Source organism: Microbacterium oxydans, from assembly GCF_000956405.1.
GTDB lineage: Bacteria > Actinomycetota > Actinomycetes > Actinomycetales > Microbacteriaceae > Microbacterium > Microbacterium oxydans_C.
In genome coordinates, this window is sequence record NZ_JYIV01000017.1 from 62,094 (window position 1) to 85,688 (window position 23,595).

General features: G+C 68.1%; 22 protein-coding genes. 11 read left to right on the forward strand and 11 right to left on the reverse strand.

All coding sequences use genetic code 11. The features are described from left to right. Positions 1–40: 40 nt before the first annotated feature. Positions 41–1,024 (reverse strand): GntR family transcriptional regulator, encoded by a 984-nt coding sequence (locus tag RN51_RS03465; RefSeq protein ID WP_331454177.1) that lies wholly within the window; start codon positions 1,022–1,024, stop codon positions 41–43. Between RN51_RS03465 and RN51_RS03470 the strand changes: the two genes are divergently transcribed. The 5 genes from RN51_RS03470 (at position 941) to RN51_RS03490 (ending at position 7,751) form a co-directional block, all read left to right on the forward strand. Continuing rightward, positions 941–1,591, forward strand: a complete 651-nt coding sequence (locus tag RN51_RS03470; RefSeq protein ID WP_045262696.1) for a TetR/AcrR family transcriptional regulator — start codon at positions 941–943, stop codon at positions 1,589–1,591. The genes RN51_RS03465 and RN51_RS03470 overlap by 84 nt on opposite strands. Continuing rightward, a complete protein-coding gene (locus RN51_RS03475; protein ID WP_045262646.1) occupies positions 1,588–2,298 on the forward strand; it encodes a hypothetical protein in 711 nt (236 codons plus the stop codon). The genes RN51_RS03470 and RN51_RS03475 overlap by 4 nt, the downstream gene beginning before the upstream one ends. Further along, positions 2,295–4,130 (forward strand): YhgE/Pip family protein, encoded by a 1,836-nt coding sequence (locus RN51_RS03480; RefSeq protein ID WP_045262647.1) that lies wholly within the window; start codon positions 2,295–2,297, stop codon positions 4,128–4,130. The genes RN51_RS03475 and RN51_RS03480 overlap by 4 nt, the downstream gene beginning before the upstream one ends. Positions 4,131–4,269: 139 nt before the next feature. After that, positions 4,270–6,933: a penicillin acylase family protein gene (locus RN51_RS03485; protein WP_082066342.1), complete on the forward strand. Its 2,664-nt coding sequence runs from the start codon at positions 4,270–4,272 to the stop codon at positions 6,931–6,933. A 56-nt stretch (positions 6,934–6,989) separates the two neighbouring features. Further along, positions 6,990–7,751, forward strand: coding sequence for an alpha/beta fold hydrolase (locus tag RN51_RS03490; protein ID WP_045262648.1), 762 nt, complete (start codon positions 6,990–6,992; stop codon positions 7,749–7,751). A gap of 177 nt (positions 7,752–7,928) precedes the next feature. On the opposite strand, the gene mnhG is transcribed toward RN51_RS03490, so the two are convergent. Genes mnhG through RN51_RS03520 form a run of 6 tightly spaced genes read right to left on the reverse strand, consistent with a single transcriptional unit; the run spans position 7,929 to position 14,283 of the window. Next, complete coding sequence (gene mnhG, locus RN51_RS03495) at positions 7,929–8,318, reverse strand: monovalent cation/H(+) antiporter subunit G (RefSeq protein ID WP_045262649.1); 390 nt, start codon at positions 8,316–8,318, stop codon at positions 7,929–7,931. Further along, positions 8,315–8,584 (reverse strand): monovalent cation/H+ antiporter complex subunit F, encoded by a 270-nt coding sequence (locus tag RN51_RS03500; RefSeq protein WP_021200077.1) that lies wholly within the window; start codon positions 8,582–8,584, stop codon positions 8,315–8,317. The genes mnhG and RN51_RS03500 overlap by 4 nt, the downstream gene beginning before the upstream one ends. Beyond that, positions 8,581–9,171: a Na+/H+ antiporter subunit E gene (locus tag RN51_RS03505; RefSeq protein WP_045262650.1), complete on the reverse strand. Its 591-nt coding sequence runs from the start codon at positions 9,169–9,171 to the stop codon at positions 8,581–8,583. Before RN51_RS03505 ends, RN51_RS03500 begins: the two co-directional genes overlap by 4 nt. Continuing rightward, positions 9,171–10,721: a Na+/H+ antiporter subunit D gene (locus RN51_RS03510; RefSeq protein ID WP_045262651.1), complete on the reverse strand. Its 1,551-nt coding sequence runs from the start codon at positions 10,719–10,721 to the stop codon at positions 9,171–9,173. The genes RN51_RS03505 and RN51_RS03510 overlap by 1 nt, the downstream gene beginning before the upstream one ends. Further along, positions 10,718–11,314 (reverse strand): Na(+)/H(+) antiporter subunit C, encoded by a 597-nt coding sequence (locus tag RN51_RS03515; protein ID WP_045262652.1) that lies wholly within the window; start codon positions 11,312–11,314, stop codon positions 10,718–10,720. The genes RN51_RS03510 and RN51_RS03515 overlap by 4 nt, the downstream gene beginning before the upstream one ends. Next, positions 11,314–14,283 carry a Na+/H+ antiporter subunit A gene (locus RN51_RS03520; RefSeq protein WP_045262653.1) on the reverse strand — a complete coding sequence of 990 codons (2,970 nt, stop codon included), beginning with the start codon at positions 14,281–14,283 and terminating at the stop codon, positions 11,314–11,316. Before RN51_RS03520 ends, RN51_RS03515 begins: the two co-directional genes overlap by 1 nt. A gap of 120 nt (positions 14,284–14,403) precedes the next feature. Between RN51_RS03520 and RN51_RS03525 the strand changes: the two genes are divergently transcribed. Next, positions 14,404–15,903 (forward strand): hypothetical protein, encoded by a 1,500-nt coding sequence (locus RN51_RS03525; protein ID WP_045262654.1) that lies wholly within the window; start codon positions 14,404–14,406, stop codon positions 15,901–15,903. A 15-nt stretch (positions 15,904–15,918) separates the two neighbouring features. Here the strand turns inward: RN51_RS03525 and RN51_RS03530 are convergent, their stop codons facing one another. Then, positions 15,919–16,980, reverse strand: coding sequence for a LacI family DNA-binding transcriptional regulator (locus RN51_RS03530; protein ID WP_045262655.1), 1,062 nt, complete (start codon positions 16,978–16,980; stop codon positions 15,919–15,921). 60 nt (positions 16,981–17,040) lie between these two features. On the opposite strand from RN51_RS03530, the gene RN51_RS03535 reads away from it, so the two are divergent. Further along, entirely contained in the window at positions 17,041–18,279 is a 1,239-nt protein-coding gene (locus tag RN51_RS03535) for an MFS transporter (RefSeq protein ID WP_045262656.1), read from the forward strand. A gap of 12 nt (positions 18,280–18,291) precedes the next feature. On the opposite strand, the gene RN51_RS03540 is transcribed toward RN51_RS03535, so the two are convergent. Beyond that, positions 18,292–18,936 (reverse strand): hypothetical protein, encoded by a 645-nt coding sequence (locus tag RN51_RS03540; RefSeq protein WP_045262657.1) that lies wholly within the window; start codon positions 18,934–18,936, stop codon positions 18,292–18,294. Positions 18,937–19,075: 139 nt separating this feature from the next. Here RN51_RS03540 and nucS point away from each other — a divergent pair, with 139 nt between their 5' ends. Then, entirely contained in the window at positions 19,076–19,771 is a 696-nt protein-coding gene (nucS, locus tag RN51_RS03545; RefSeq protein ID WP_045262658.1) for an endonuclease NucS, read from the forward strand. A gap of 10 nt (positions 19,772–19,781) precedes the next feature. Here nucS and RN51_RS03550 read toward each other — a convergent pair whose 3' ends face one another. Beyond that, positions 19,782–20,258 carry a hypothetical protein gene (locus RN51_RS03550; protein ID WP_045262659.1) on the reverse strand — a complete coding sequence of 159 codons (477 nt, stop codon included), beginning with the start codon at positions 20,256–20,258 and terminating at the stop codon, positions 19,782–19,784. A gap of 143 nt (positions 20,259–20,401) precedes the next feature. On the opposite strand from RN51_RS03550, the gene RN51_RS03555 reads away from it, so the two are divergent. After that, the gene (locus RN51_RS03555; protein WP_045262660.1) at positions 20,402–21,067 is read left to right on the forward strand and encodes an HAD hydrolase-like protein; all 666 of its coding nucleotides are present in this window, start codon (positions 20,402–20,404) and stop codon (positions 21,065–21,067) included. 115 nt (positions 21,068–21,182) lie between these two features. Here the strand turns inward: RN51_RS03555 and RN51_RS03560 are convergent, their stop codons facing one another. After that, positions 21,183–21,389 (reverse strand): cold-shock protein, encoded by a 207-nt coding sequence (locus RN51_RS03560; protein ID WP_017203899.1) that lies wholly within the window; start codon positions 21,387–21,389, stop codon positions 21,183–21,185. Positions 21,390–22,034: 645 nt separating this feature from the next. Between RN51_RS03560 and RN51_RS03565 the strand changes: the two genes are divergently transcribed. Together RN51_RS03565 and RN51_RS03570 are read left to right on the forward strand one after the other, a co-directional pair. Then, complete coding sequence (locus RN51_RS03565) at positions 22,035–22,859, forward strand: shikimate 5-dehydrogenase (RefSeq protein ID WP_269430484.1); 825 nt, start codon at positions 22,035–22,037, stop codon at positions 22,857–22,859. Between the two features lie 22 nt (positions 22,860–22,881). Further along, positions 22,882–23,589 (forward strand): aspartate/glutamate racemase family protein, encoded by a 708-nt coding sequence (locus RN51_RS03570; RefSeq protein WP_045262661.1) that lies wholly within the window; start codon positions 22,882–22,884, stop codon positions 23,587–23,589. Positions 23,590–23,595: the final 6 nt, after the last annotated feature.

Here is a 23,595-nt window from a genome sequence, read left to right on the forward strand (position 1 = left end):
GGGGTGCCGGCGCATCGTGCGTTCAGGGCCGGTCGTGGAGTCAGCGACCTCGCGCCGCCGTGCGGTCGACGACCCCGGGCAGCACATCGTCGAAGAGGATCACCAGGGCAGCCCGGGTCTGCACCGCATCACGACGGACGATCGCCTCTCGGATCTCGCGCGTGGACCGCTCGCTCGCTGTCCAGTCGAAGGCTCCGCCCGACCGTTGCGTGAAGCGTCGGATCTGCGGCCCGAGCAGTTCGATCACGGACTCGCGCAGGGCATTGCCCTCGAGACGGGCGAAGCCAATGGCGATGGCGCGCAGCGCGACTCCGTAGGCGAGGACATCGCGCGCTTGCCCCGCGGCGGACATATCGTCGGTGAGCTCCACGAGATAGGCAACGTCATCCTCTCGGATCTGCGGCATCGCATGCCGCACCGAACCGATCCAGCTGTCACCGAAGAGGGCGATGGCGTCGCGGATCTGGTCGAAGTCGAGCGGCGCCACACGGGTGGCACCGTTGCGGTGCACCTCGACGAGCCCGTGTTCCATCAGCCGTGTCAGTGCATGCCTGACCGGCGCCGAAGAGGTCCCCAGGCTCTCCGCGAGCTCCCCGTCTCGAAGACGCTCCCCCGGTCTCAGCTCCCCATCGACGATCGCATCGCGCAACCGACGATAGACATCATCTCCCCCAGTTCGGCGTTCCCACGCGACATCGATGCCTGCCAACGCACACCCTCCCTCGACCACAGCAGTTCCCCCCACCACTCGATACGGTCGACACTCGCGTACCGGACGCTCACGCATCCGAGACCGGCGCCATCCCCCGTACGCGCCAACGCGCAACGCGTAACATAACACGCGGCGTTTGGCCTCCGCTGGGCGCACGCACCTGAGTGCCTCCCCCGAATAAGTGGAACGATCTTGCACAACTATGTGCATGATCACTACCATGAGGTCGTGACCACTCGTGCACCCCGTCGCGACGCCGTCGAGAACCGCGCCGGCATCCTCTCGGCCGCCCGCTCGACTCTGGCGGTGCATCCGCACGCCTCCATCGACGTCATCGCCCGCAGCGCCGGGCTCTCGCGTCGCACCCTCTACGGGCACTTCGAGGACCGAGATGCCCTCATCCGAGAACTCATCTCCAGCGGCACCCAGCGGTTCAACGCCATCGCCACCTCGATCGACGACACCGACGCCTGTCTCGCCCTCGCCCGTCTCGCCGCTCTGCTCTGGCACGAAGCCGCGCACGTGCAGGTGGCCGCGGCGCTCGCACTCGACGAGGCGCACGTCGAGCACACGGCGGCCGCGCTGGCCCCGTTGCGCCGCACGGTGTCGTCACTCGTGAGACGCGGACAGGACGACGGCAGCTTCCGCACCGATCTCGCCGCCCCCACGCTCTCGCGCCTCATCGAGGAGATGGCCCGCACCGTGATCTCGCGCACGGACGCGACCAGCACGGGCGCGGCCGATGTCGCGGTGCGGACCGTGCTGAGCATCGCCGGTCTCTCCTGGCGCGAAGCCGACGAGCTGCTCGCCTCGCATCCCGACATCGCCGCAGCCGCCGCTCCCACCGACTCCGCCATCGATCCGGAGGGCCGCGCATGAAGATCTCCCTACGTGATGTGAGCAAGGGCCGCAACGGCCAGGCGCTTCCCACCATGTCGCTCGAGTTCCACACCGGAGCAGTGCGTTTCGCGATCGCCGAGACCGAACAGCGGCCGACCGTGCTCGGCCTGATCGCAAGCGGCCGCATGCGTCCGGAATCCGGACGCGTGAGCATCGACGACGCTGTCGACCCCAAGTCTCTGCGTCGACGCGTGGCGCTGGTCGACGCCCCGGACGTCAGCGACCCCCACCCCGACGTCGCGCTCGTCGGCGTCGTCGAAGAGGAGCTCATGTTCGCGGGCCTCGGCGCCACCCCGCTGCACGCGCGGCGCTGGCTCGCACGTCTGGGTTACGCCGAGCTCGCCGCCGCACCCATCGGCACCGTCGATCCGGCCGCGCGCGTGCGCATCCTGTGCGAACTGGCCGTGCTCCACTCCGGCGTCGAGGGCATCGTGCTCGTGTCGCCCGACCGTCACGGCGGCAGCCCCGATGGATGGTGGCGCATCGCGACGGAGTTCGCCGACCGCGGTTACGCGATGCTCGTGATCGTCGGCGGCTCCGCGGCCGTGGCCCTGGAGCGGATGCACGAGTTCGACGCGATCAACGCCTCCGGACCGGTCGAGCCGCTCGTGCTCGACGAACCGGTGGACGAGGCCGTCCCTGACATCGCGGACACCCCCTCAGACGAGAACGGAGGCACGCGATGAAGGTTCCCGCCATGATCGCCGCCGAGCTCCGGCGACTGACAGCGAGCAGGATGGGCATCATCGCCCTGGTCGCGCTGATCTGCGTTCCGATCCTGTACGGCGGTCTCTACCTCTGGGCGAACCAGGACCCGTACGCCAAGTTCCCCGAAGTCCCCGTCGCCCTCGTGGTGGACGACGAGGGCGCGCCGGCCCCCACGACGAGCGCGGAGCCCGCGACGGGCGAGACCGTCAACTACGGCGAGGACGTGGCCGAGAACCTGATCAAGGGCAACGCCTTCGACTGGCAGCTGATGTCGGCGGACGAGGCCTCGGAAGCGCTGCGCCACGGCACGGTCGACTTCACGGTGACCATCCCGACCGACTTCTCCTCGGCGCTGACCTCGGCGGCGGGCACCGACCCGCACCAGGCGCGCATCGATCTCGAGACCAACGACGCGAACAACTACCTCGCGTCCTCGATGGGGACCCAGGCCGTGGAGAAGATCCGCAGCTCAGTCGCCGAGATGGTGGGCAGCCAGGCCGCAGAGCGCCTGCTCACAGGCCTGAGCGACGTGCGCGACAAGCTCGTCACGGCGACGGACGGCGCCACCCAGCTCGCCGACGGCGCCGGCACCGCGGCGACCGGGAGCGCGACCCTCGCCGAGGGCACAGCGCAGCTGGCTGACGGCACGGCGCAGCTCGCGACCGGCGCGCAGAACCTCGCGAACGGCGCACAGCAGGTGAGTGCGGGCAACCGACAGCTCGCCGACGTCGCCGACCGCGCGGGGTCTGCGGTCCAACAGGCCGCGAACGCCCTGCCGCAGGTGCGCTCCGACATCGCGAACACATTGGCGCAGCAGGGTCTCACCCCCGAGGAGATCGATCAGGTGCTCGCCCGGCTCGATCCGCTGGGCGCACGCCTGCAGGAGGGGAACACGCAGGTGCAGGCCGCGGTCGGAAAGGTCGATCAGCTCGCCGCCGGTGCCGCATCCCTCGCCGCGGGTGCGAACGAGCTCGCTTCCGGCGCGGGCACGGTCGCCACCGGTGCCTCCGCAGCCAACGACGGCGCTGCACAGCTGCGCGATGGACTGGCCACGCTCGCCTCCGGCACGGCCGAACTGCGCGACGGACTCGCGCAGGGTGTCGAGGCGATCCCCGCCTCGACACCCGATCTGCGCTCCCGGCAGGCCGAGACCATCGCAGATCCCGTGAAGGTGTCCAGCGACAAGGTCGCCTCCGCGGAGGACTACGGCGCCGGTCTCGCCCCTTTCTTCGCCGCCCTCTCGGCCTGGATCGGCATCTACGCGCTCTTCCTGATCGTGAAGCCGATCTCGCGGCGGGCCATCACCGCGCTGCACTCGCCCGTCCGCATCACACTGGCCGGCTGGCTGACCCCGGCGATGCTCGGCGCGGTGCAGATGCTCGGACTCATGGGTATCCTCGCCATCACGCTCGGCTTCACCTTCGACCATCCGCTCGGAACCCTCGGGGTGATGATCTTCGCGTCGGCCACCTTCACGGCGATCATCCTCGCGCTCAATGTCTGGCTCGGCTCGGTCGGACAGTTCCTCGGCCTCGTGCTGATGGTGCTGCAGCTCGTCACGGCCGGTGGGACCTTCCCCTGGCAGACGCTGCCCGCACCGCTCGCCGCCCTGCATCATGTGCTGCCGCTGGGATACGTCGTCGATGCGATGCGCCAGCTCATGTACGGCGGCGACTACGTGCGAGCCGGGTGGGATCTGGCGGTGCTCGGAGTCTGGCTGGTGGGCGCGCTGCTGCTCGCGATGATCGGGGTGACCCGGATGACGCATCGCCGCACGCTGCGCGACCTGCAGCCGAGCCTGATCGGCTGACCAGTCGGGGTGCTCGGCGCGGAACGCCCCCGCGCCGAGCACCGAGGTGGATATGATGCGAAGGCGCGACCCTGACACGCGCACTGGGGCTCGGTGGGACTGAGTTCCACCTGTCTACCCGAAAGAGTTCTCGACGATGATGACCGATTCGCAGGAGTCCGCCGCACCCTCACGCCCCTCGCTGGGTGTCCGCATCGGGCGCATCGCGTTCCTCGTCGTGGCCGCGATCGTCGTGGTGGCCGTGGCTGCCGCGTTCTTCGTGACCTGGACGATCCAGCGCTCCTTCCCGCAGACCGGGGGATCCATCGAGCTCGACGGCCTGCAGGCCGAGGTCACGGTGCAGCGCGACGACCGCGGCATCCCGACGATCACCGCGAACTCCACGGACGACCTGTTCTATGCGCAGGGCTTCGTGCACGCGCAGGACCGCTTCTTCGAGATGGACTTCCGCCGCCACGTGACGGCAGGACGGGTCGCCGAGATGTTCGGGGAGTCGCAGGCCGGAACCGACGCCTTCCTCCGCACGCTCGAATGGCGCAAGGTCGCCGAGGCCGAGGTCGAGGCGATGGACGACACCACCCGCGGCTACTACGAGGCCTACGCGGATGGGGTGAACGCCTACCTGGCCTCGCGTTCGGGTGCCGAGCTCTCGCTCGAGTACGCCGTGATCGGGCTGCAGAACCCCGACTACGCTCCAGAGCCCTGGGAGCCCGCCGACTCGGTGGCCTGGCTCAAGGCCATGGCCTGGGATCTTCGCGGCAACATCGAGGACGAGACCGAGCGATCGCTCCTCGCCGCCGAGTTGAGCGGTGGCGCGGGTGGGGCGGGGACGGGCGATCCCGCTGTCCCCGACGTGCTGGCGAAACTCTACCCCGACTATCCGTTCGACGAGAACCCCGTGATCGTCCCGAAGATCTCGACCGTTCCGGCGCTGGGCGTCGGCGCTGAGCCCGCGGCCCTCACCGTCACCGACACCGAGGGCGAGGCGCAGCAGGCGTCGACCACCGTCGACTGGGAGGAGACCTCGAACGTCATCGAGGCCGCCAGCGTCCTGGTGGGCGATGTGGGCGAGGGCATCGGATCGAACTCGTGGGTCGTGTCCGGAGACCTCACCGAGACGGGGATGCCGCTGCTCGCCAACGACCCGCACCTCGGTGCCTCCCTCCCCTCGGTCTGGTACCAGGTGCAGCTGAAGTGCTCGACCGTCGACGAGGAGTGCCCGTTCGATGTGGGCGGCTTCTCGTTCTCCGGGCTGCCGGGCATCGTGATCGGCCACAACCAGAAGGTCGCGTGGGGATTCACGAACCTCACCACCGACGTCACCGACCTCTACGTCGAGCGCGTCGAAGGGGACAAGTACTGGCGCGACGGAGCTCTGGTGCCGCTGGAGGAGAGCACCGAGACGATCAAGGTCGCCGGCGGCGACGACATCGATCTGACCATCCGCTCCACCGTGCACGGTCCGATCATCTCCGGGCTCACGGACGACTTCACGAAAGTCGCCGACGACCCGGAGCCTGCACTCGGCGCCGAGACCTCCGCGCCGATCGCTCCCGTCCCCGGGTCGGAGGATGCCGAGTACGCCGTGAGCCTGCGGTGGACCGCGCTCGATCCTGGGACGGCTGCGACGGCGATCTTCGCTCTCTCCACCGCGCAGGACTTCGACGACTTCCGCTACGCCGCCTCGCTGTTCGACGTGCCGGCGCAGAACCTCATCTACGCCGACACCGAGGGCAACATCGGATACCAGGCCCCCGGCCGCCTCCCCATCCGCGGCGCCGGCGACGGGTGGATGCCCCAGCCGGGGTGGGACAGCAGCTACGACTGGACGGGCTTCATCCCGTTCGAGGAGCTGCCGGTGTCGTACAACCCGAGCTCCGGGTACATCGTCACCGCGAACAACGCGATCGTGACGGACGACTACGCCTACTTCCTCTCCCGCGACTGGGATTACGGCTACCGGGCGGCCCGGATCGCCCACCTCATCGAGCGGCGGGCGGCCGTCGCCCCGCTGACCGCCGCGGACATGCGCGACATCCAGATGGACAACGAGATGTGGATCGGAACGCAGCTGGCGACCGCCATGGCCGACGTCGACGTCTCCGGGGCCGGACCGTCCGACGCCGTGGACCTGCTGGAGACCTGGGACGGTCAGAACAACGCGTCGGCGGCGGCCGCCGCTTACGCGAACGTGCTGTGGTCGAACCTGGTGCAGAACATCTTCGCCGAGCGCGAGCAACCTCTCCCGATCGATGGTCAGGGGCGCCTGTTCACGGTCGTCTCCGCCATGCTGACCGATCCGTCCGACCCGCTCTGGACCAACGAGCAGCTCGACGTCGACGGGATGGAGCAGATGCTCGCGCTGTCGGCGGAGGAAGCCTACGACGAGCTCGCAGCGCTGCAGGGGACCACGATCTCGCGATGGAACTGGGGTGACCTGCACGCGATCACCCTCACCAGCGACACGCTCGGCTCGTCGGGGATCGCCCCGATCGAAGCACTGTTCAACCGTGGACCGTTCCCCGTGAGCGGAGGGGCGTCCGTGGTGAACGCGACCGGGTGGGAGCTCGGCGTCTCGTATGCAACGACGACGGTGCCGTCGATGCGGATGGTGGTCGATCTCTCCGACTTCGACGCCTCGACCTGGAACCACCTGACCGGCGCCTCCGGGCACGCGTTCCACGAGCACTACACCGATCAGACCGCCGACTGGGCGGCCGGTGTCCAGAAGCCGTGGGCGTTCTCGCCGAAGGCGGTGAAGGCCGCAGCCGTCGACACCCTGGTGCTCACTCCGGCCGGCTGAACGCGAAGGGTGGGGCGTCCGAGCAGTGCCCCAGGATGCTCGGCTAGCGTGGATGGGTGCCAACCAGCTACCTCGCCCCCAAGGGCACCCCCGTCACTCTCCTGGAGTTCGAGCACGGAGGTGCGACCCTCATCGCCGAGACGTTCGGTGAAGGACCGCACACCTACCTGCTCCTGCACGGCATCGGCATGGGCCGCAGCGTCTACCTCGACGTCGTGCAGCGTCTCGACGGACGGGTCATCGCGGTCGATCTGCCTGGCTTCGGGGAAGCGCCAGAGCCCACGCGCACCCTCACGATGGAGCGGCACGCCGACCTGGTCGCGGCCTACCTCCAGCACGTGGACTCCGGTCCCGTGCTCGTGATCGGTCACTCCATGGGCAGCCAGATCGCGGCAGAGCTCGCCGCACGCCATCCGTCCCTCGTCGAAGGAGTGGTGCTCGCCGGTCCCACCGTGAACAAGGCGGCACGCAACATCGGGGCTCAGGCCCGCTACCTGCTGACCGACCTCATCGGCGAACGACCCCTGGTCATCTGGCGTGGAGCGCGCGAATACCTCCGCGGCGGACCACACCTCTTCCGCAAGATGCGCGCAACGATCGTGCACGAGCCGGAAGACGCCTTCGTGCGCATCGAGTGCCCGGTGCTGGTGCTGCGCGGGGAGAGCGACCCGCTCGCACCGATGAGCTGGTGCCGCGAGATCATCGACGCCATCCCGGGCGCCGACCTCGAGGTCATCCCCGACCACGGACACGGCACCCTCATCAGCGACTCCGAGCCCGCGGCGCGCCTGATCCACGAGTTCGCCGCCCGCCTCTGAGCCCTCGACCGCGCGCCCTTCTCACGAGCGGCTCGCGGGACGAGCGGCTCGAGCGGCTCGCGGGATCAGGCAATCGCGCCGCATCAGGCCGATTCGCTTCGAGACGGCCTGATCCGGCGCGATGGCCTGATCCGACGCGGCGTGCCGGCACCGAGCACCCCGGGGCAGCCCGCGAGGTCAGCCCGCGGCGGGAGGAGTCTGCTTCGACTCGGCGAGTTCGTCGACCACGAGGCCGCGCTGCTCGATCGTGCCGTTGCGATAGGCCTGCCGTCCGACCATGTGGGCCGAGAGCGGAGCGGTCGCGAACTGCATGAGCACGACCGGGGCCACGAGCACGAAGCCGAGCAGGACTCCGCCGATCGATCGCTGCGACAGCGCGATGGCGATGCAGATGAGTAGCAGACCGAGCACCTGCGGCTTGGTCGCCGCGTGGAGTCGGGACGGCACGTCGCGGAAGTGCAGCAGACCGACCGCCGCCGACAGGCACAGCACGGCACCGAGCAGGATGAGCACGAGCACCGCCACGTCGATGACGGCGTCGGGGATCATGAGACCGAACACGTTCATGGTGTCGTGTTGTCCCTTCTCGCGACGAAGCGGGCGACGGCGATCGACCCGAACACCCCGATGGCCGCGATGATCAGGAGCACCGGGATGTTCCTGGTGTGACCGTTGATGGCCATCTCCGCACCGATCACGCACATCACCTCGGTGAGCAGCACGTCGGAGGCCACTGCCCGGTCGAGGATCGACGGCCCTCGCACGATGCGGATGAGCGCGAGCACGGCGGCGATGCCGAACACCACCATGATCAGCAGCAGGAGGATGTTCATCGGGCACCGCCCTTCGTCAGTCCGAGGCCGGCACGCCCATCGGCCTTGAGGGCACGATACTGAGCGGGGTCTCCGAGCGCACGCACGACCCGCTGCTCCCAGCGCAGCACGCCCTCACGCTGCTTCTCCACGTCGTCGAGGTTCCGGACGCCGATCACGTGCAGATAGAGGATCCGGCGGTCGCGGTCGGTCTCCACGACCAGCGACCCGGGGATCAGCGACGACACGACAGCGACGTGCGTCATCACGAGGTCGTCTGCGTAGCGCAGCGGAACTGCGATGATGGCCGTGCCCGGCTGTCGGCGGAAGTCGAACACCTGCACGGTGACGGAGAGGGCGCCACTCAGCACGGCGAACAGGAACTGCACCACGAAGAGCGCCGCGTACCAGAGGTTGATCCGGCCGGAGAGCGCGACGGTCGGCAGGCGGAAGACGCGGGTGACGAAGATCGCGACGACGAGCCCGGTGAGGAAGGACAGCACCGTGAACTGCGCCCACAGCAGCATCCACAGCACGACCAGCCACGCGAGGAACGGCAGCTGCACGCGGATGTCGCGCCACAGGTGACGCCGGAGGTCACGGCCCATCAGCCCACCTCGTCTTCCAGCTGCACGAGGCTCACGGGCTGCAGCAGTCCGGCGCCGATGCGGTCGCAGAGGGCGTACAGGGGCCCGGCGAACACGGTCAGAGCAAGGGTCACGGCGACCATGCCTCCGGTCGCGAGGGTCATGATCTTCGGGATGCGACGACGCTCCTGCTGCTCGTCGGCGGCGGGGGCGTTGCCCAGGTAGGAGATGCGACCCTCGGTCTCTGTGGAGTCCTCCTCCTCGCGCCAGAAGGCGAGGTTCCAGGCGCGCATCAGCGCGTACAGCGTGAGCAGCGAGGTGATGATGCCGCCGAAGATCAGCACGATCATGATCGGAGTTCCGACGGATGCGGCAGCTTCGAACAGCGCGAACTTGCCGATGAACCCCGAGAAGGGCGGTAGCCCACCGAGGTTGATCGCGGGAACGAAGTACAGCACGGCGATCACGGGTGCTACCTTCAACAGCCCCTTGACCCGCAGGATCGACGTGCTTCCCGCTCGGCGTTCCACGAGGCCGACGGCCAGGAACAGCGTGGTCTGCACGACGATGTGGTGCACGATGTAGTACACCGTGGCGCCGATCGCGGCGGGCGTCGCTATCGCCAGGCCGAAGATCATGTATCCCACGTGGCTGACCAGTGTGAACGACAGGATTCGTTTGAGTTCGGCCTGTGCCACGGCGCCGAGCACACCGACGATCATGGTCGCGAGCGCGATGATCAGGAGCAGCGTGTCGATGCTGTTCGAGGCGAAGAGCTGCGTCTCGGTGCGGATCAGCGCGTACACGCCGACCTTCGTCAGCAAGCCGGCGAACACCGCGGTGACCGGGGCAGGAGCGGTCGGGTAGGAGTCGGGGAGCCAGAACGACACCGGGAAGATGGCGGCCTTGATCCCGAAGGCCACCACGAGCATCAGGTGCAGCACCAGCTGCGTCTCCTGCGGGAGCTCCGACATCCGCTCGGCGATCTGGGCCATGTTGACCGTGCCGAGCGCGCCGTAGATCATCGCGATCGAGGCGAGGAACAGGATCGAGGAGACGAGTGAGACGACGATGTAGACCGCGCCAGTGCGGATACGGGACTCGGTGCTGCCGAGCGTGATCAGCACATACGACGCGACGAGCAGGATCTCGAATCCGACGTACAGGTTGAACAGGTCGCCGGCGATGAAGGCGTTGAAGATGCCGGCCGCGAGGATCAGGTACGACGGGTTGAAGATCGAGATCGGGGTCTCGTCGGTGCCGTCCGCTGCACCTTGACCGATGGAGAAGAGCAGCACCGCGAGCAGCACGATGCTGGAGATGAGCACCAGGAGCGCAGCGAGCCGGTCGACGTAGAGCACGATGCCGAACGGTACGGGCCATCCGCCGACGGACACCGCGAGCGGAGCACCGGAGTCGACCACGACGAGCAGCACGGCGGCGATGATCGAGACCGCGGCGAGGGTGGCGACGGTGACGACGACCTGGAGGCGCGCGTTCCGGCCGAACACGAGAGTGACGGCGGCACCGAGCAGCGGCAGTGCGACGAGGAGGGGGACGAGGGCGGTCATGGCCTGCCCTCCTCGTTCTCGTCGTGGTCATCGGGTTCGTCCGAGCGCGGTTCTCGGCCCTCGTCCGCGGCGGAGGGTTCGCTCCCCCAGTCGGTCGGGGCGTCGTACGGCGCGTCGTCATGGATCGAGGGGTGATCCCGCATGTGCAGCACCGTGATCGGTGCGGTCTGCACGCCGACGAAGTCTGTCGTCGCCTCGTCGTCGTCGGTCTCGGACTCGTCGTCCATGAGGTCTTCGTCGGCATCGGTGCGCTCACGCAGGGCGATGTCGGCCTCGTCGTCCTCGACCGTGTCGGCCTGGCCCAGTTGCCACGAGCGATAGATCAGCGCGAGGAGGAAAGCCGAGACCGCGAACGTGATGACGATGGCGGTGAGGGTGAGGGCTTGCGGGAGCGGATCGCTCATCTCGCCCTCGGTGCCGAAGAACGGGGCGTTGCCCGGCACACCCATCACGATCAGGAGCAGCAGGTTGGTGGCGTTGCCGAGCAGCAGGAAGCCGATCAGCACGCGGGTCAGGCTGCGCTCCAGCATCGCGTACACGCCGCAGGCGAAGAGGATGGCCATGATGACGATCAGGGTGAGCGAGACATCCATCAGCTGCTCCTCCCGCCTCGGGAGAGGAATCCTTCAGGGCCGGGCGTGGTCCGCAGGGCTGCCTGCCGGTCGACCTCGGCCCCGAGGCTGCGGAGCACGTCGAGCACGAGACCGATCACGACGAGGTAGACACCCACGTCGAAGATCGTCGACGTGACGAACTCCATGTGCCCGATGAGCGGGATCTCCCACTCCCAGAACGTGCTGGTCAGCGGTGCGAGGCCGAAGAAGAGCGGAACGACGGCGGTGCCGACGGCCAGGATGAGGCCGGCGCCGAGCAGTCGGCCCGCATCGGTGGGGGCGGCGGCTCCCAGCTCCCAACGCCCACCGGCGATGTAGCGCATCACCAGCGCCATTCCCGCGACCAGGCCGCCGGCGAATCCACCTCCCGGCAGGTTGTGGCCCGCGAACAGCAGGAAGATCGACACCACGATGATCGTGTGGAACAGGATGCGGACGATCACCTCGAGCAGGATCGACCTGTTCTCGGGCTTCATCTTCTGCCCGCCGACGAGCCAGGCCCGCGGGCTGCTCTCGTTCTCGGAGGTCTGGAAGCGGATGCCCTCCGTCGTCTCGACGAGGGGGCGGCTGCGGGCGGCCTTGCGCGTGGCTCGCGGCAGGTTCTTGGTGGCGGCGAGCAGGTCGGCGCGGTGGGTGACGAACACGAGGGAGGCGACGCCGGTGGCAGCGAGCACGAGCACCGAGAGCTCGCCCATGGTGTCCCAGCCACGCAGGTCGACGAGCGCCACGTTGACGACGTTCTTGCCGTGGCCGATCTCGTACGCGATCTTCGGGAACACCTCCGAGATCGGGTCGGCGATGCGCGACTGGGTGGCGACGACCGCGACGAAGGCCATCGTCACGCCCACGCCGATGGCCAGCAGCGCACGCGGGATGCGACCGACCGAGGCGTTGTGCTCGCCCATGCGGGCCGGAAGGCGGCGCAGCACGAGGGCGAACGTGACCATGGTGACCGTCTCCACCAGGATCTGCGTGAGAGCGAGGTCGGGCGCACCGCTCGTCGCGAACAGCACGACCATGCCGAGGCCCGTGACCGAGACCAGCACCACTCCGGTGTAGCGCTTCTGCGCACGCACCGCGAAGATGCCGGCGATGGCCATGATCGGCGCCACGACGATCTGCGCGGGAGTGTGCCAGGCGGACAGGTTGTAGCGATCGACGTCGCTCGCGATCAGTGCGGTGACCTCGGCTGCGACGAACACCACGAAGATGGTGCCGACGTACACGGGCAGCGATCCTCGCTGGGTGAGCGTGGTGCTGAGAACGGAGAGCCGGTCGACCCCGCGCATGACGAAGTAGTAGACATCCGCGGCGGTGAAGCGGAGGACACGGGGCTTGCGGTCCCAGGCGGTCTTGCGGGTGAGCAGGAAAAGTCCGACACCGAGCAGGATCGACAGGATCGAGATGCCCAGCGCGGGCTCGAAGCCATGCCAGAGCGCGAGGTGGCCAGGGCCTTCGACGGCTTCACCCGCGTGGTCGAGACCGGGCGTCGCAGTGAGGGCGTACCCCTGCAGAGCCGTGTCCAGGGCCGGGGAACCGATGCCCGCGGCGAGCGTGACGCCCGCGAGGATGATCGGCGCAGACAGGAAGCCCACGGGCGGGTCGGGCCAGGCGGTGTCGGGCAGCTGCTGACCCTGCTCGTCGCGCTTCTTCCAGAAGGCTCCCCAGAGGAAGCGCACACCATATGCCGCAGTCAGCATGGAACCGAGGATGATCCCGATCAGCGCGACGAGACCCCATGCGGAGCCGCCCTGTGCGTCGTCGAGGAGAGCGGTGAGCGTCGACTCCTTGGCCACGAAGCCGATGGTCGGCGCGATCCCGGCCATGGAGGCCACCGAGATGAATGCCGCTGTGGCCATGACCGGCGCCTGCCGCCCGACCCCCGAGAGCTCGTTGATGTCACGGGTCGACAGTTGGCGGTCGATCACTCCGACGATCAGGAAGAGCGCCGACTTGAACAGCGCGTGGCCGATCACCAGAGCGAGACCGGCGAGAGCGGTCGCCTGCGTGCCGTAGCCGATGACGATCGCGAAGAAACCCAGCTGGCTCACGGTGCCGAACGCCAGGATGCGCTTGAGGTCGGTCTCTCGCAGGGCCTGGATGCCGCCCAGCAACATCGTGACGATGCCGAGCGTGATGACGATCGGCCGCCATGTCGTGCTGAAGGCGAAGATCGGGGCGAAGCGGGCGATCAGGTAGATGCCGGCCTTCACCATCGCGGCCGCGTGCAGGTATGCGCTGACCGGTGTGGGAGCAGCCATGGCGCCCGGAAGCCAGAAGTGGAAGGGGAACAGCGCCGACTTGCTGATGGCTCCGATCAGCAGCATCACGATCGCCGCATCGATGAGCGGGCCGCTGGGCGCGAGCGCGAGGATCTCGCGGATGCTCGAGGTGCCCGTGTCGACCACGAGCAGCACCACGCCGACGAACATCACGAGACCGCCGAGCGTGGTCACGAGCAGGGCCTGCAACGCCGCACGACGGCTGGCCGCGCGCCGGCGGTAGTGGCCGATCAGGAGGTAGGAGAGGATGCTCGTGACTTCCCAGAACATGACGAGCATCACGAGATCGTCGGTCAGGACGAGTCCGTACATCGCCCCGGCGAAGCCGAGCAGGACACCGGCGAACTGGCCGACGCCCGCAGAGTCCTCGTAGAAGTACCAGCGGCAGTACAGGAGCACGAGAGCGCCGACGCCCGTGACGATCAGGGTGAGCACCCAGCCGAGCACGTCCATGTTCATGGAGAGGTTGAGACCCAGCTGCGGGATCCACTCGACCGACTCGAACGGCACCGGACCGTCGAGCACCTGTGGCGTCATGACGAGCGCGTGCACGAAGGCGGCGGCCGGGACGAGGGCCGCGATGGCGAAGGCCTGAGCTCCGAGCCAGCGCACCAGAACGGGCATCAGCAGCGACCCGAGGAGGAACACAGCGAGGAGCATCAGCATATACGCGGCTCCCTCAGGGCTCGTCGGCCAGATCGGCACAGGCGGGCGGGTGTTCGACCAGTTTACCGGCGCGAGAGGTTCCTGAGGTCCACTCCTGCACGATCGTGCAAGAGTGTCCCCATGCGGCGGGTCTGGGTGCGAGAGGTCGCGGGCTGGTCGGGGGCGCTGGCGGTGGCCGTGATCACGGTGGGCCAGGTCGCATCCTCTGCCCGTTCCGACCTGCTGTTCCGCGACGGAGATTCCCTGATCGTGGGGCTGTTCTCCCGGTCGCTCCTCTCCGGGATGCCTCTGGACTGGGCGATGTCCAGCGTGCTGTTCGTCCCCGAGATCTCGGTGTTCTCCGGGCTGGATGCCGCGCTTCCGCTCGATCTGAACGGATTGTTGGCGGTGAATGCCGTGATCAACATGCTGGCCCTCTACGGCGCATTTCGCGTCGCCGCGGGGCGTCGGCGCGACGGAGCAGCTCCCGTCGCCTGGGCACTCCTGGGCCTCGGCGTCTTTGGCATCCTCGCCATGACCGATCTGTCGGCGTCCCGGGACGCGCTGGATCTCGCGTCACTGCTGCTCACGGCCACCTACTACTCCGCCACGGTGGTCGCCGTCGTGCTGTCCGTCGGCCTGGTCCGTCGAGTGGTCGACCGACGAACGGGCGGAGTCGGTTCCCTGATCGCGCTCGGGGGAACAGCCGCCGTCTCGACGCTCTCGAACCCCCTGTTCGCCGCCTGGGCGACGTTCCCGCTTTCCCTGATCCTCCTCGTGATGCTCCTCCGCTCGGCACCACGGGTCCGCTCCGCGACGATCCTCGTCGTCCTGGCGATCGGCACCGTGCTGGGGTTCCTCGGACGCATTCCCTTTCGGGCATGGATCGCCAACACCGGCGCCGGCTACATCCAGCCCGCGCTCTGGACGGAGTCCCTCGGCTACTACGGCGGCCTTCTCGTCGACCGTCTGGCGACACCCGCCGGGGTCATCGGCACCGTCATCGTGATCGCCCTCGTCGCGTGGGCGATCGTCCGCATGCTGCGCGAGGACGACATCGGCTCGTGGTTCGTCGCCGCGGTCTCGTGGGCGATGCCCGCTCTCGTCCTGGTCGGAGCGATCGCGCTCGGCACACACGCCGCCCGCTACCTGCAGCCACTCGCGTTCGGACCGGTGCTCGCGATGGTCGCGGCTCCTCGTGCCTGGCGGGGCCCGGTCAGGCTGCGGCGCATCCTCACGGCTGCGACTGCCGTGCTCCTGCTGATCGGCGGAGCGCTGAGCGTGCCTCGCCTCGTCGCGGCGATCGCGACACCCGATCCCGATCTCGCCTGCGTGACCGACTGGGTGGATGCCTCGGAGCGGATCGGTGCCGGACAGTTCTGGACCGTGCGTCTACCGAAAGTGCACCTCGACGACCCCCGCCGGCTCGTGCAGGTCGATCATGAGCTCAACGCCTACGCATGGTTGGTGAACCGCGAGGACTTCGACGTCGACGGAGTCTCGTTTCTCGTCGAGGACTCCCAGACCGTCTCCTGGCAGCTCTCGACACCGGCGAAACCCGACGAGGTGGTCGAGTGCGGGCGCTACCGCATCCTCGACTTCGGCGACCGGGTTCTGCCCCTCGGGCCACAGCACAGTTGAGGCGCGGGGCTGCTGTCAGCGCGGAACCGGGCCTGTCGTCGTGCCGGCTCGGAACACGCAGGTGAGGTGCTGCGTCACCCCGGGCTCTCCACGCAGCATGCGAGCGACCTGCTCCCCCGCGGCGCGGCCCTTCTCGACCGCAGGCTGCACGCTTGTGGTGAGGGTGAGATCGCCGAGTCCGTCGACCTCGATGCCGTCGAAGCCCGCGACGGAGAGATCCTCGGGCACGCGGAGACCCAGCTCCTCGGCTGCCCGGATGACGCCGACTGCGAGCAGATCGCTCTGTGCCAGCACGGCCGTGGGTCGAGTGGCCGGGTCGGTCAGCAGCATGCGTCCGACCAGCACACCCTCGTCGATGAAGCTGCCGGACGCCGAGATCGCCGGCGCGTCCGGGAACACCTGGCGCATCCCCTCGAGACGGTGCACCGAGACGTCGACGGTCGCGGTCGCCACGCGCTCGGGCGTCACCAGCGCACGCTCTCGCTCGCTGTCGAGGGAGAGGGTGACCAGCGCCACGTCGCGATGTCCGAGGTCGTAGACGTGCTGGGCGACGTCGGCGGATGCCGCGACGTTGTCGAGGGTGATGCGCGGGATGTCCTCTCCGGCGTCGCCCTCGATCACGACCACGGGCAGTCCGCGGCCGAGGACCACCTCGAGCGAGGCCTTCGTGCGCCCGGAGCAGCCGATCAGCACGAAAGCGTCGACGGGGGCGTTGGTGATGGCGGCACCTTCCTCGCCCGGCTCGTCGCGCATCAGGAGGATGCCGGCACTCAGGTCGGCGAGTCCGTCTGTGAGGCCGTCCATCATGGCGGTCGTCACCGGGTCGAGGAATGCGGCACGCAGATGACCTTCGAGCACCACGGCGACGATGCCGCTGCGTCCGCGGCGCAGCGAGGCCGCACGAGGGTCCGGTCCCGCATAGCCGAGGTCGGCTGCGGCGGCGAGGACGCGCTCCCTCGTGGCGGCGGCCACGTTCGCCTTGCCGCTGAAGACGACGGATGCGGTGGAGGTCGCCACGCCCGCCTCACGTGCGACGTCGGCGATCGTGGGCCGACGCGGCGTCTCCTGGCTGCTCATACTTCGAGGATAGCTCCCCGCGCTTCCCCAGGGTCGAATCGATTCGATAAGCTGTCCGGCATGGAAACAGCCCTCTCTCGTTCGCAGTTCGTGCGCTGGCGCGCGGCGATCTTCGCCATCTTCCTCGCGAGCGGACTCTCGATCGCGACGTGGGCGTCGCGCGTGCCCGGGATCAAGGAGGCGCTGGGACTCGACAACGCGCAGGTCGGGCTGATCCTCCTCGGCATGGGCATCTCGTCGATCGTCGGCATCTCGACGGGCCCCGCGGTGATGGCGCGCTTCGGAGCCCGGCGCGGGATGCTCCTCACGATGCTGACCTTCGCGCTCGGCATCGTGCTGGTCGGCCTGGGCGCCAACGTGTTCGGTTCCGTCCCGGTCGTCATCGTGGGCATGGTGCTGTTCGGCTTCGGCAACGGATCTGTCGACGTGATGATGAACGTCGAGGCGACGGCGATCGAACAGCAGATGGGCCGTACGATCCTTCCGGTCTTCCACGCCTTCTTCAGCTTCGGCACCGTCATCGGAGCGGGAATCGGTGCCCTCGCCGCTCAGCTCGCGGTCAACGTCGCCACCCACGCCGCGATCATGGGCGCATTGATCGCCGTGATCGCGATCGTCTGCTTCTTCCAGGTGCCGGTGCGTGAGGCGGCCCTCGATCCCGCAGCGCATGAGAAGCCTGCCTTCCGCGTGCGCATGCACACCGCCCTCGAAGCGTGGCGCGAGCCTCGCACCTACCTGATCGGCGTGGTCATGCTCGGCATGTCGTTCGCCGAGGGCGGCGCGAACGACTGGATCGCGCTCGGCACCGAGCAGGGTCACGGCTTCTCCGAGGGCACCGGAGCCGTGTCGCTCGCCGCGTTCTCGGTCGGCATGACCGTCGTGCGCCTCTTCGGCGGTCCCCTCGTGGATCGCTTCGGCCGCGTCCTGGTCCTGCGCATCCTCGCTGTCACCGCGGCGTCGGGCATCCTGCTGTTCATCCTCGCCCCCACCTTCCCGCTCGTGCTGGTCGGAGCCGCGCTGTGGGGAATCGGGGCATCGCTCGGCTTCCCGCTGGGCATGTCGGCGGCGGCAGACGACCCCGCCAAGGCAGCGGCCAGGGTGAGCGCGGCCGCCACGATCGGCTACATCGCCTTCCTCGGCGGCCCGCCGGTGCTCGGAATCATCAGCGAGCACATCGGTCTGCTCAACACGCTGTTCATCCTGGTCGCGCTGGTCGTGATGTCCGGACTGTTCTCGGGTGCTGCACGTCCGCTCCGGGACGACGAGAAGAGCTCGGTCACCGCGAACGCCCAGGGCTGAGCGTCGGAGCGCTCAGCGTGTGATCGACTCGCTCTCTCCGTCTTCGACGTCGAAGGAGGCAGCGTCGAGGTCGGGGGTGATCTGCCGCGCGCTGAGCCGGTAGATCCGCCGCGGAACCACAGCGATGGATGCGTGCCTGTGGAGGTCGAGTCGTGCGCGTTCGGCGAGTTCCCCGTCTGCGTGGACGTTGTAACCGGGGCCCTCGGCGGTGTTCACGTGGAAGGAGACATGCGGAACGTGATGCGGCAGCGTCTGCGTGTACACCGGGGACGTGTTGACGACGCCCGTGATCTCCGTCATGCCATCGGGGGTGAGAGCCTCGAGGTAGGCGATGCTCGATGCGACGGCGGCATCGACGACGGCCGTGGTATCGGCGTCGAGGGGCTGCCCGTAGATGTGGGTGATCCGTGAATAGGAACCGTCCTTCAGCGCCCAGTTCACGAACAGCTGGCCGAGGTGTGCTCTGTCGGTATCGCGACCCCCTTCCTTGATCTCGATCCCCACGATGCGGAGTGTGCGGCCGTCAGGCGCCTGCGTCTCGTAGGGTGCGTCGAGGTCGAACCGGGACCCATAGACGCGGGATCTCGTCCGGGGCTCTCGGTCGAGCTCTCGGATGGCGATGGGGGTGACAGCGACCGGTGCGGTGAGGGTGGCCATGAGCTTCTTCTTTCCTGCGATGTGTGGTCCCAGCGGGGGTACAAGGAATGAGTACTCTCAGGAGGGGTTCGTGGACCGAGCCGTGTTGGATTGGTCCCCATGCGAACGCGCAGCACTCCCGACGAAGTAGGCTCGACGGGTGCGTCTCGTCATCGCCCGCTGCTCGGTCGACTACACCGGTCGGCTCAATGCCCATCTTCCGCTCGCCACGCGTCTGCTCGTGCACAAGGGCGACGGGAGTCTGCTCGTGCACTCCGACGGCGGCAGCTACAAGCCGCTGAACTGGATGAGTCCCCCGTGTTCTCTCTCGAACGAGACTCCGGGTGAGGAAGAGGCGAGCGCCGGCGTCGTCGAGGTCTGGCGGGTGACCCACAAGAAGACCGGTGACGCGTTGCGCGTGCAGATCTACGAGATCATCCATGACACCTCGCACGAGTTGGGCATCGATCCCGGACTGCAGAAGGACGGCGTCGAGGCAGACCTTCAGCGGCTTCTCGCGGAGCAGGTCGAGCGCATCTCCGAGGGTGCGACGCTCGTGCGCCGCGAGTACCCGACGGCGATCGGGCCGGTCGACCTGCTGGTGCGCGATGCCGACGGCGCGGCGATCGCCGTCGAGATCAAGCGCCGCGGCGACATCGACGGCGTGGAGCAGCTGACCCGCTACCTCGAGCTGCTCGGCCGCGATCCACATCTCTCCCCCGTCCAGGGTGTCTTCGCCGCCCAGGAGATCAAGCCGCAGGCGCGTGTACTCGCCGAGGATCGGGGCATCCGCTGTCTGGTGCTCGACTACGACGACATGAAGGGAATCGAGTCGGGCATCCCCCGCCTGTTCTGAGCAGACGGTCTCAACGGACGGGGATGAGCCGCGGCGTCGGCCCCTCCAGACGCGCGATCGCGATCTTCACCTCGAAGATCTCCTGCTCGACTCGATCGAATCGCGTATCCACGCGGTCGAATCGCGATTCGAGACTCGCGAACCGTGCGCTGAACTTCGCATCCTGCGCATCGAGCTTCGCATCCTGCGCGTCCTGTTTCGCGTCCTGCGCGTCGAACTTCGCGTCCTGCGCATCGAACCGCGCATCGAGCTTCGCGTCCTGCGCATCGAACCGTGCGTCGAGTCGTGCGTCCTGCGCCGCGAAACGCGCATCGAACCGCGCATCGAACTTCGCCTCCTGCGCATCGAACCGCGCATCGAGCCGCGCGTCCTGCACCGCGAAACGCGCATCCATCCGGTTGATCGTCCAGCCGAATCCGCCGATGATCGCCACCAGCAGCGTCGCGGCCGTGGCCAACATCGTGATGATCTCCACCGACACGTACATACCCCCATTCTGACTCGCACATCCGCCGTTGTCACGACCTTATATGGGGACAGAGAGTGCTCACATGAGACGTGGATAGGCCCGGTTCGTGCACACCTGTGCAGGAAAGGCGACCGTCCTCTTCCGGGCCATAGGGTGGAGGGGTGCCTCACTCCCCTTACTCCTGCGTGCTGTGGGACGTCGACGGCACCATCGTCGACGCGTCCGTCGGCATCCTTCGCCGGCTCGACATCGCGCTCACGCACTTCGGCCACCCCGCGCCCACGCGCGAGCAGCTGGTGCACTGGATCGGTCCGCCCATGTTCCAGTCCTTCCAGGACCAGGCGGGAATGACCCCGGAGCAGTCCGCCGAGGCCGTGGCCTTCTACCGCACGCTCGGGAAGGCCGACGGCTACACGACCGATGTCGCGACCTATCCGGGCGTCGTCGAGCTCATCAACGAGCTGCACGCCGCCGGGGTGCCGCAGGCGACCGCCAGCTCGAAGCCCGAGAACCAGGTCGATGCCCTCGTCGATCACTTCGGCCTGCGCCCCGCGTTCCTGACCACAGTCGGCGCGACCCCCGACGAGTCGACTCTCGCCTCGAAGACCGACATCGTCGCCGAGGCGCTTCGTCGGCTGCGCGCGCTCGGCGCCGACACGTCGCGACCTGTCCTGGTCGGTGACCGCCATCACGACGTGGAGGGCGGCAACGCCAACGACGTCCCCGTCATCTTCGTCGAATGGGGCTTCAGCGACAGGCACGAAGGCGATGACGCCGCATTCCGTGTGGCATCAGTCGCCGAGTTGCGCTCGCTGCTACTCGACTGACCGCGTCTCGGGCGTCACTCGCACCTGCGCTGGAGTCCCTCAGAAAGCACAGAACTCCCCGCCGGATGGCGCATCGGGTGCGTGATCCGGTGGGGAGTTCTGCGTCTCGCCCGTCTCAGACGGGGCGGATGTTCTCTGCCTGCAGGCCCTTCGGGCCCTGTGCCACATCGAACTCGACTCGCTGGTTCTCTTCGAGAGACCGGTAGCCGGATGACTGGATGGCGGAGTAGTGCGCGAAGACGTCAGCGCCTCCGTCGTCGGGGGAGATGAAGCCGAAGCCCTTCTCCGAGTTGAACCACTTGACCGTGCCCTGGGTGCTCATGTACTGCCTGTTCTGCTGGTGAAGAAGCCGACGCAGGGATGCCCCGACATCGCTAACGCTAGTGGAGGAGGCCCCGAGCGGAATAGCCGCTGCAAGAAGGTAATCCAAATGTTGCACGAGCGGCATCCGCCCGTCATGCGTCGCGTCCCGACCCGCACGGCACCTGGGGCGCCCGGAAAATGGTGTGGCCCTCACCGCGGGGGGAGCGATGAGGGCCGAAGACGACCGGAGGGTGCGTCAGAAACAGCTTAGCCCCCTTCCGACGTTCTTGTCCCCCTTTTGGGGGACAAATCTGAACTTCGGTGGGAGACTGGACGATAGCGGCCCCCTCGAGTAGCCCATTGGGGACTGAACTACTCGAGAGGGCCCAGTCGCATGCACGGATCGTCTGCCCCTGGGGAGGGCCGCCGTCTTCTGGGGAAAGACGGAGACGATCGATCCCCGTGTGCATGCACCTTCACCATAGGGGAGGATGCACGATGTCGCCACGGACTCTCGTCCGAGCGACATCCGAGAAGGTAGGGGTACTGATCCCGCAGGGATCGCAGGTTTCGGGTGGAGAGGCGACGCACAGCACGGAGGCACCTCCGTCGTCGTCTCTCTCCCGAATCCGCGGGCTTCCCCGCGCGCGAGTAGCCTGATGCGGTGACTCTGCTCAACAAGGACATGACGCTGTGCATCTCGCTCTCCGCACGGCCCAGCAACAACGGCACGCGCTTCCACAACCACCTCTATGAGGCGCTCGGGCTCAACTGGATCTACAAGGCGTTCGCCCCCACCGATCTCGCCCAGGCCATCGCCGGCGTCCGCGGGCTCGGGATCCGCGGCTGCGCCATCTCCATGCCCTACAAGGAAGACGTCATCGCCCTCGTCGACCGGATGGACCCCTCGGCGAGCGCGATCGACTCGGTCAACACCATCGTCAACGACGGCGGTGTGCTCACCGCCCACAACACCGACTACTCCGCGATCGCGCAGCTCATCGAACGCGAGCACCTGGACACGTCGAGCTCGGTGCTGCTGCGCGGGTCGGGCGGCATGGCGAAGGCGACCGCGGCGGCGTTCCGCGACGCCGGATTCACGCGCGTCACCATCGTCGCCAGGAACGAGGAGAGTGGACGCGCTCTGGGCGACCTGTACGGGTTCGACTGGTCGCCGGAGGTGGGCGAGGCCACGGCGGACGTGCTGGTGAACGTGACCCCGATCGGCATGGCCGGTGGCACGGAGGAGCACGCGCTCGCGTTCTCGGAAGAGGCGATCGCCAGGGCGTCCGTGGTGTTCGACGTGGTCGCGCTCCCCTCCGAGACACCGCTGATCGCCGCTGCTCGTGCGGCGGGGAAGACCCTGATCACGGGAGCAGAGGTCGCGACGCTGCAGGCGCTGGAGCAGTTCGTGCTCTACACCGGCATCCGACCATCCGCTGAGCAGGTGCGCGATGCCGAGGAGTTCATGCGCGCCGGGAACGCCTGACGGCGAGGGGAGGGGCGCGTCGATGAAGACGATCGGTGTCCTGGGCGGGATGAGCTGGGAATCGTCACTGGAGTGGTACCGGCTCGCGAACGAGCGGGTGCGCGCCCAGCTCGGCGGCCATCATTCGGCACGCGTCCTCCTGGACTCGCTCGACTTCGCGGAGATCGAGACGATGCAGGCGCGCGGCGACTGGGAGGCTGCGGGCGATCTGCTGGCGTCGCGCGCCGCTGCCCTGGAGGGTGCAGGGGCGGAGCTTCTCGTGCTCGCCACCAACACCATGCACCTGGTCGCCGACCGGATCCGAGGAGCAGTCGGGATACCGTTCCTGCACATCGCCGATCCCGCAGGCGACGCGATCACCGCCGCGGGTCTGCAGACTGTCGGGCTTCTCGGCACGGCGTTCACGATGGAGCAGCCGTTCTACGCGGAACGCCTGGCGCTGCACGGGGTCCGCACGTTGACCCCCGGCGCCGACGATCGAGCCCTGGTGCACGCCGTGATCTACGACGAACTCGTGCACGGTGTCATCCGAGACGAGTCCCGTCGACGCTACATCGAGGTGATCGAGCGACTCGTGTCCGACGGCGCAGAGGGCATCATCCTCGGCTGCACCGAGATCGAGCTGCTCATCTCGTCCGACGACGCATCGGTGCCCGTGTTCCCGACGACGGCGTTGCACGTGGACGCCGCGATCGCGCTCGCTCTCGCCGGAGACCCATCGGACGGGTGATGCGAG

What these genes read in the sequence shown, in the direction of transcription:
- RN51_RS03480 (WP_045262647.1), top strand. Translation starts at nt 2,295, where the DNA reads ATGAAGGTTCCCGCCATGATCGCCGCCGAGCTCCGGCGACTGACAGCG.
- RN51_RS03525 (WP_045262654.1), top strand. Translation starts at nt 14,404, where the DNA reads ATGCGGCGGGTCTGGGTGCGAGAGGTCGCGGGCTGGTCGGGGGCGCTG.
- RN51_RS03505 (WP_045262650.1), bottom strand. Translation starts at nt 9,171, where the DNA reads ATGGGCCGTGACCTCCGGCGTCACCTGTGGCGCGACATCCGCGTGCAG.
- RN51_RS03465 (WP_331454177.1), bottom strand. Translation starts at nt 1,024, where the DNA reads ATGCACCGCCAGAGTCGAGCGGGCGGCCGAGAGGATGCCGGCGCGGTT.
- RN51_RS03560 (WP_017203899.1), bottom strand. Translation starts at nt 21,389, where the DNA reads ATGAGCACCCAGGGCACGGTCAAGTGGTTCAACTCGGAGAAGGGCTTC.
- RN51_RS03500 (WP_021200077.1), bottom strand. Translation starts at nt 8,584, where the DNA reads ATGAACATCCTCCTGCTGCTGATCATGGTGGTGTTCGGCATCGCCGCC.
- RN51_RS03530 (WP_045262655.1), bottom strand. Translation starts at nt 16,980, where the DNA reads ATGAGCAGCCAGGAGACGCCGCGTCGGCCCACGATCGCCGACGTCGCA.
- RN51_RS03485 (WP_082066342.1), top strand. Translation starts at nt 4,270, where the DNA reads ATGACCGATTCGCAGGAGTCCGCCGCACCCTCACGCCCCTCGCTGGGT.
- RN51_RS03570 (WP_045262661.1), top strand. Translation starts at nt 22,882, where the DNA reads ATGAAGACGATCGGTGTCCTGGGCGGGATGAGCTGGGAATCGTCACTG.
- RN51_RS03510 (WP_045262651.1), bottom strand. Translation starts at nt 10,721, where the DNA reads ATGACCGCCCTCGTCCCCCTCCTCGTCGCACTGCCGCTGCTCGGTGCC.
- RN51_RS03550 (WP_045262659.1), bottom strand. Translation starts at nt 20,258, where the DNA reads ATGTACGTGTCGGTGGAGATCATCACGATGTTGGCCACGGCCGCGACG.
- RN51_RS03515 (WP_045262652.1), bottom strand. Translation starts at nt 11,314, where the DNA reads ATGGATGTCTCGCTCACCCTGATCGTCATCATGGCCATCCTCTTCGCC.
- RN51_RS03475 (WP_045262646.1), top strand. Translation starts at nt 1,588, where the DNA reads ATGAAGATCTCCCTACGTGATGTGAGCAAGGGCCGCAACGGCCAGGCG.
- mnhG (WP_045262649.1), bottom strand. Translation starts at nt 8,318, where the DNA reads ATGAACGTGTTCGGTCTCATGATCCCCGACGCCGTCATCGACGTGGCG.
- RN51_RS03540 (WP_045262657.1), bottom strand. Translation starts at nt 18,936, where the DNA reads ATGGCCACCCTCACCGCACCGGTCGCTGTCACCCCCATCGCCATCCGA.
- RN51_RS03520 (WP_045262653.1), bottom strand. Translation starts at nt 14,283, where the DNA reads ATGCTGATGCTCCTCGCTGTGTTCCTCCTCGGGTCGCTGCTGATGCCC.
- RN51_RS03535 (WP_045262656.1), top strand. Translation starts at nt 17,041, where the DNA reads ATGGAAACAGCCCTCTCTCGTTCGCAGTTCGTGCGCTGGCGCGCGGCG.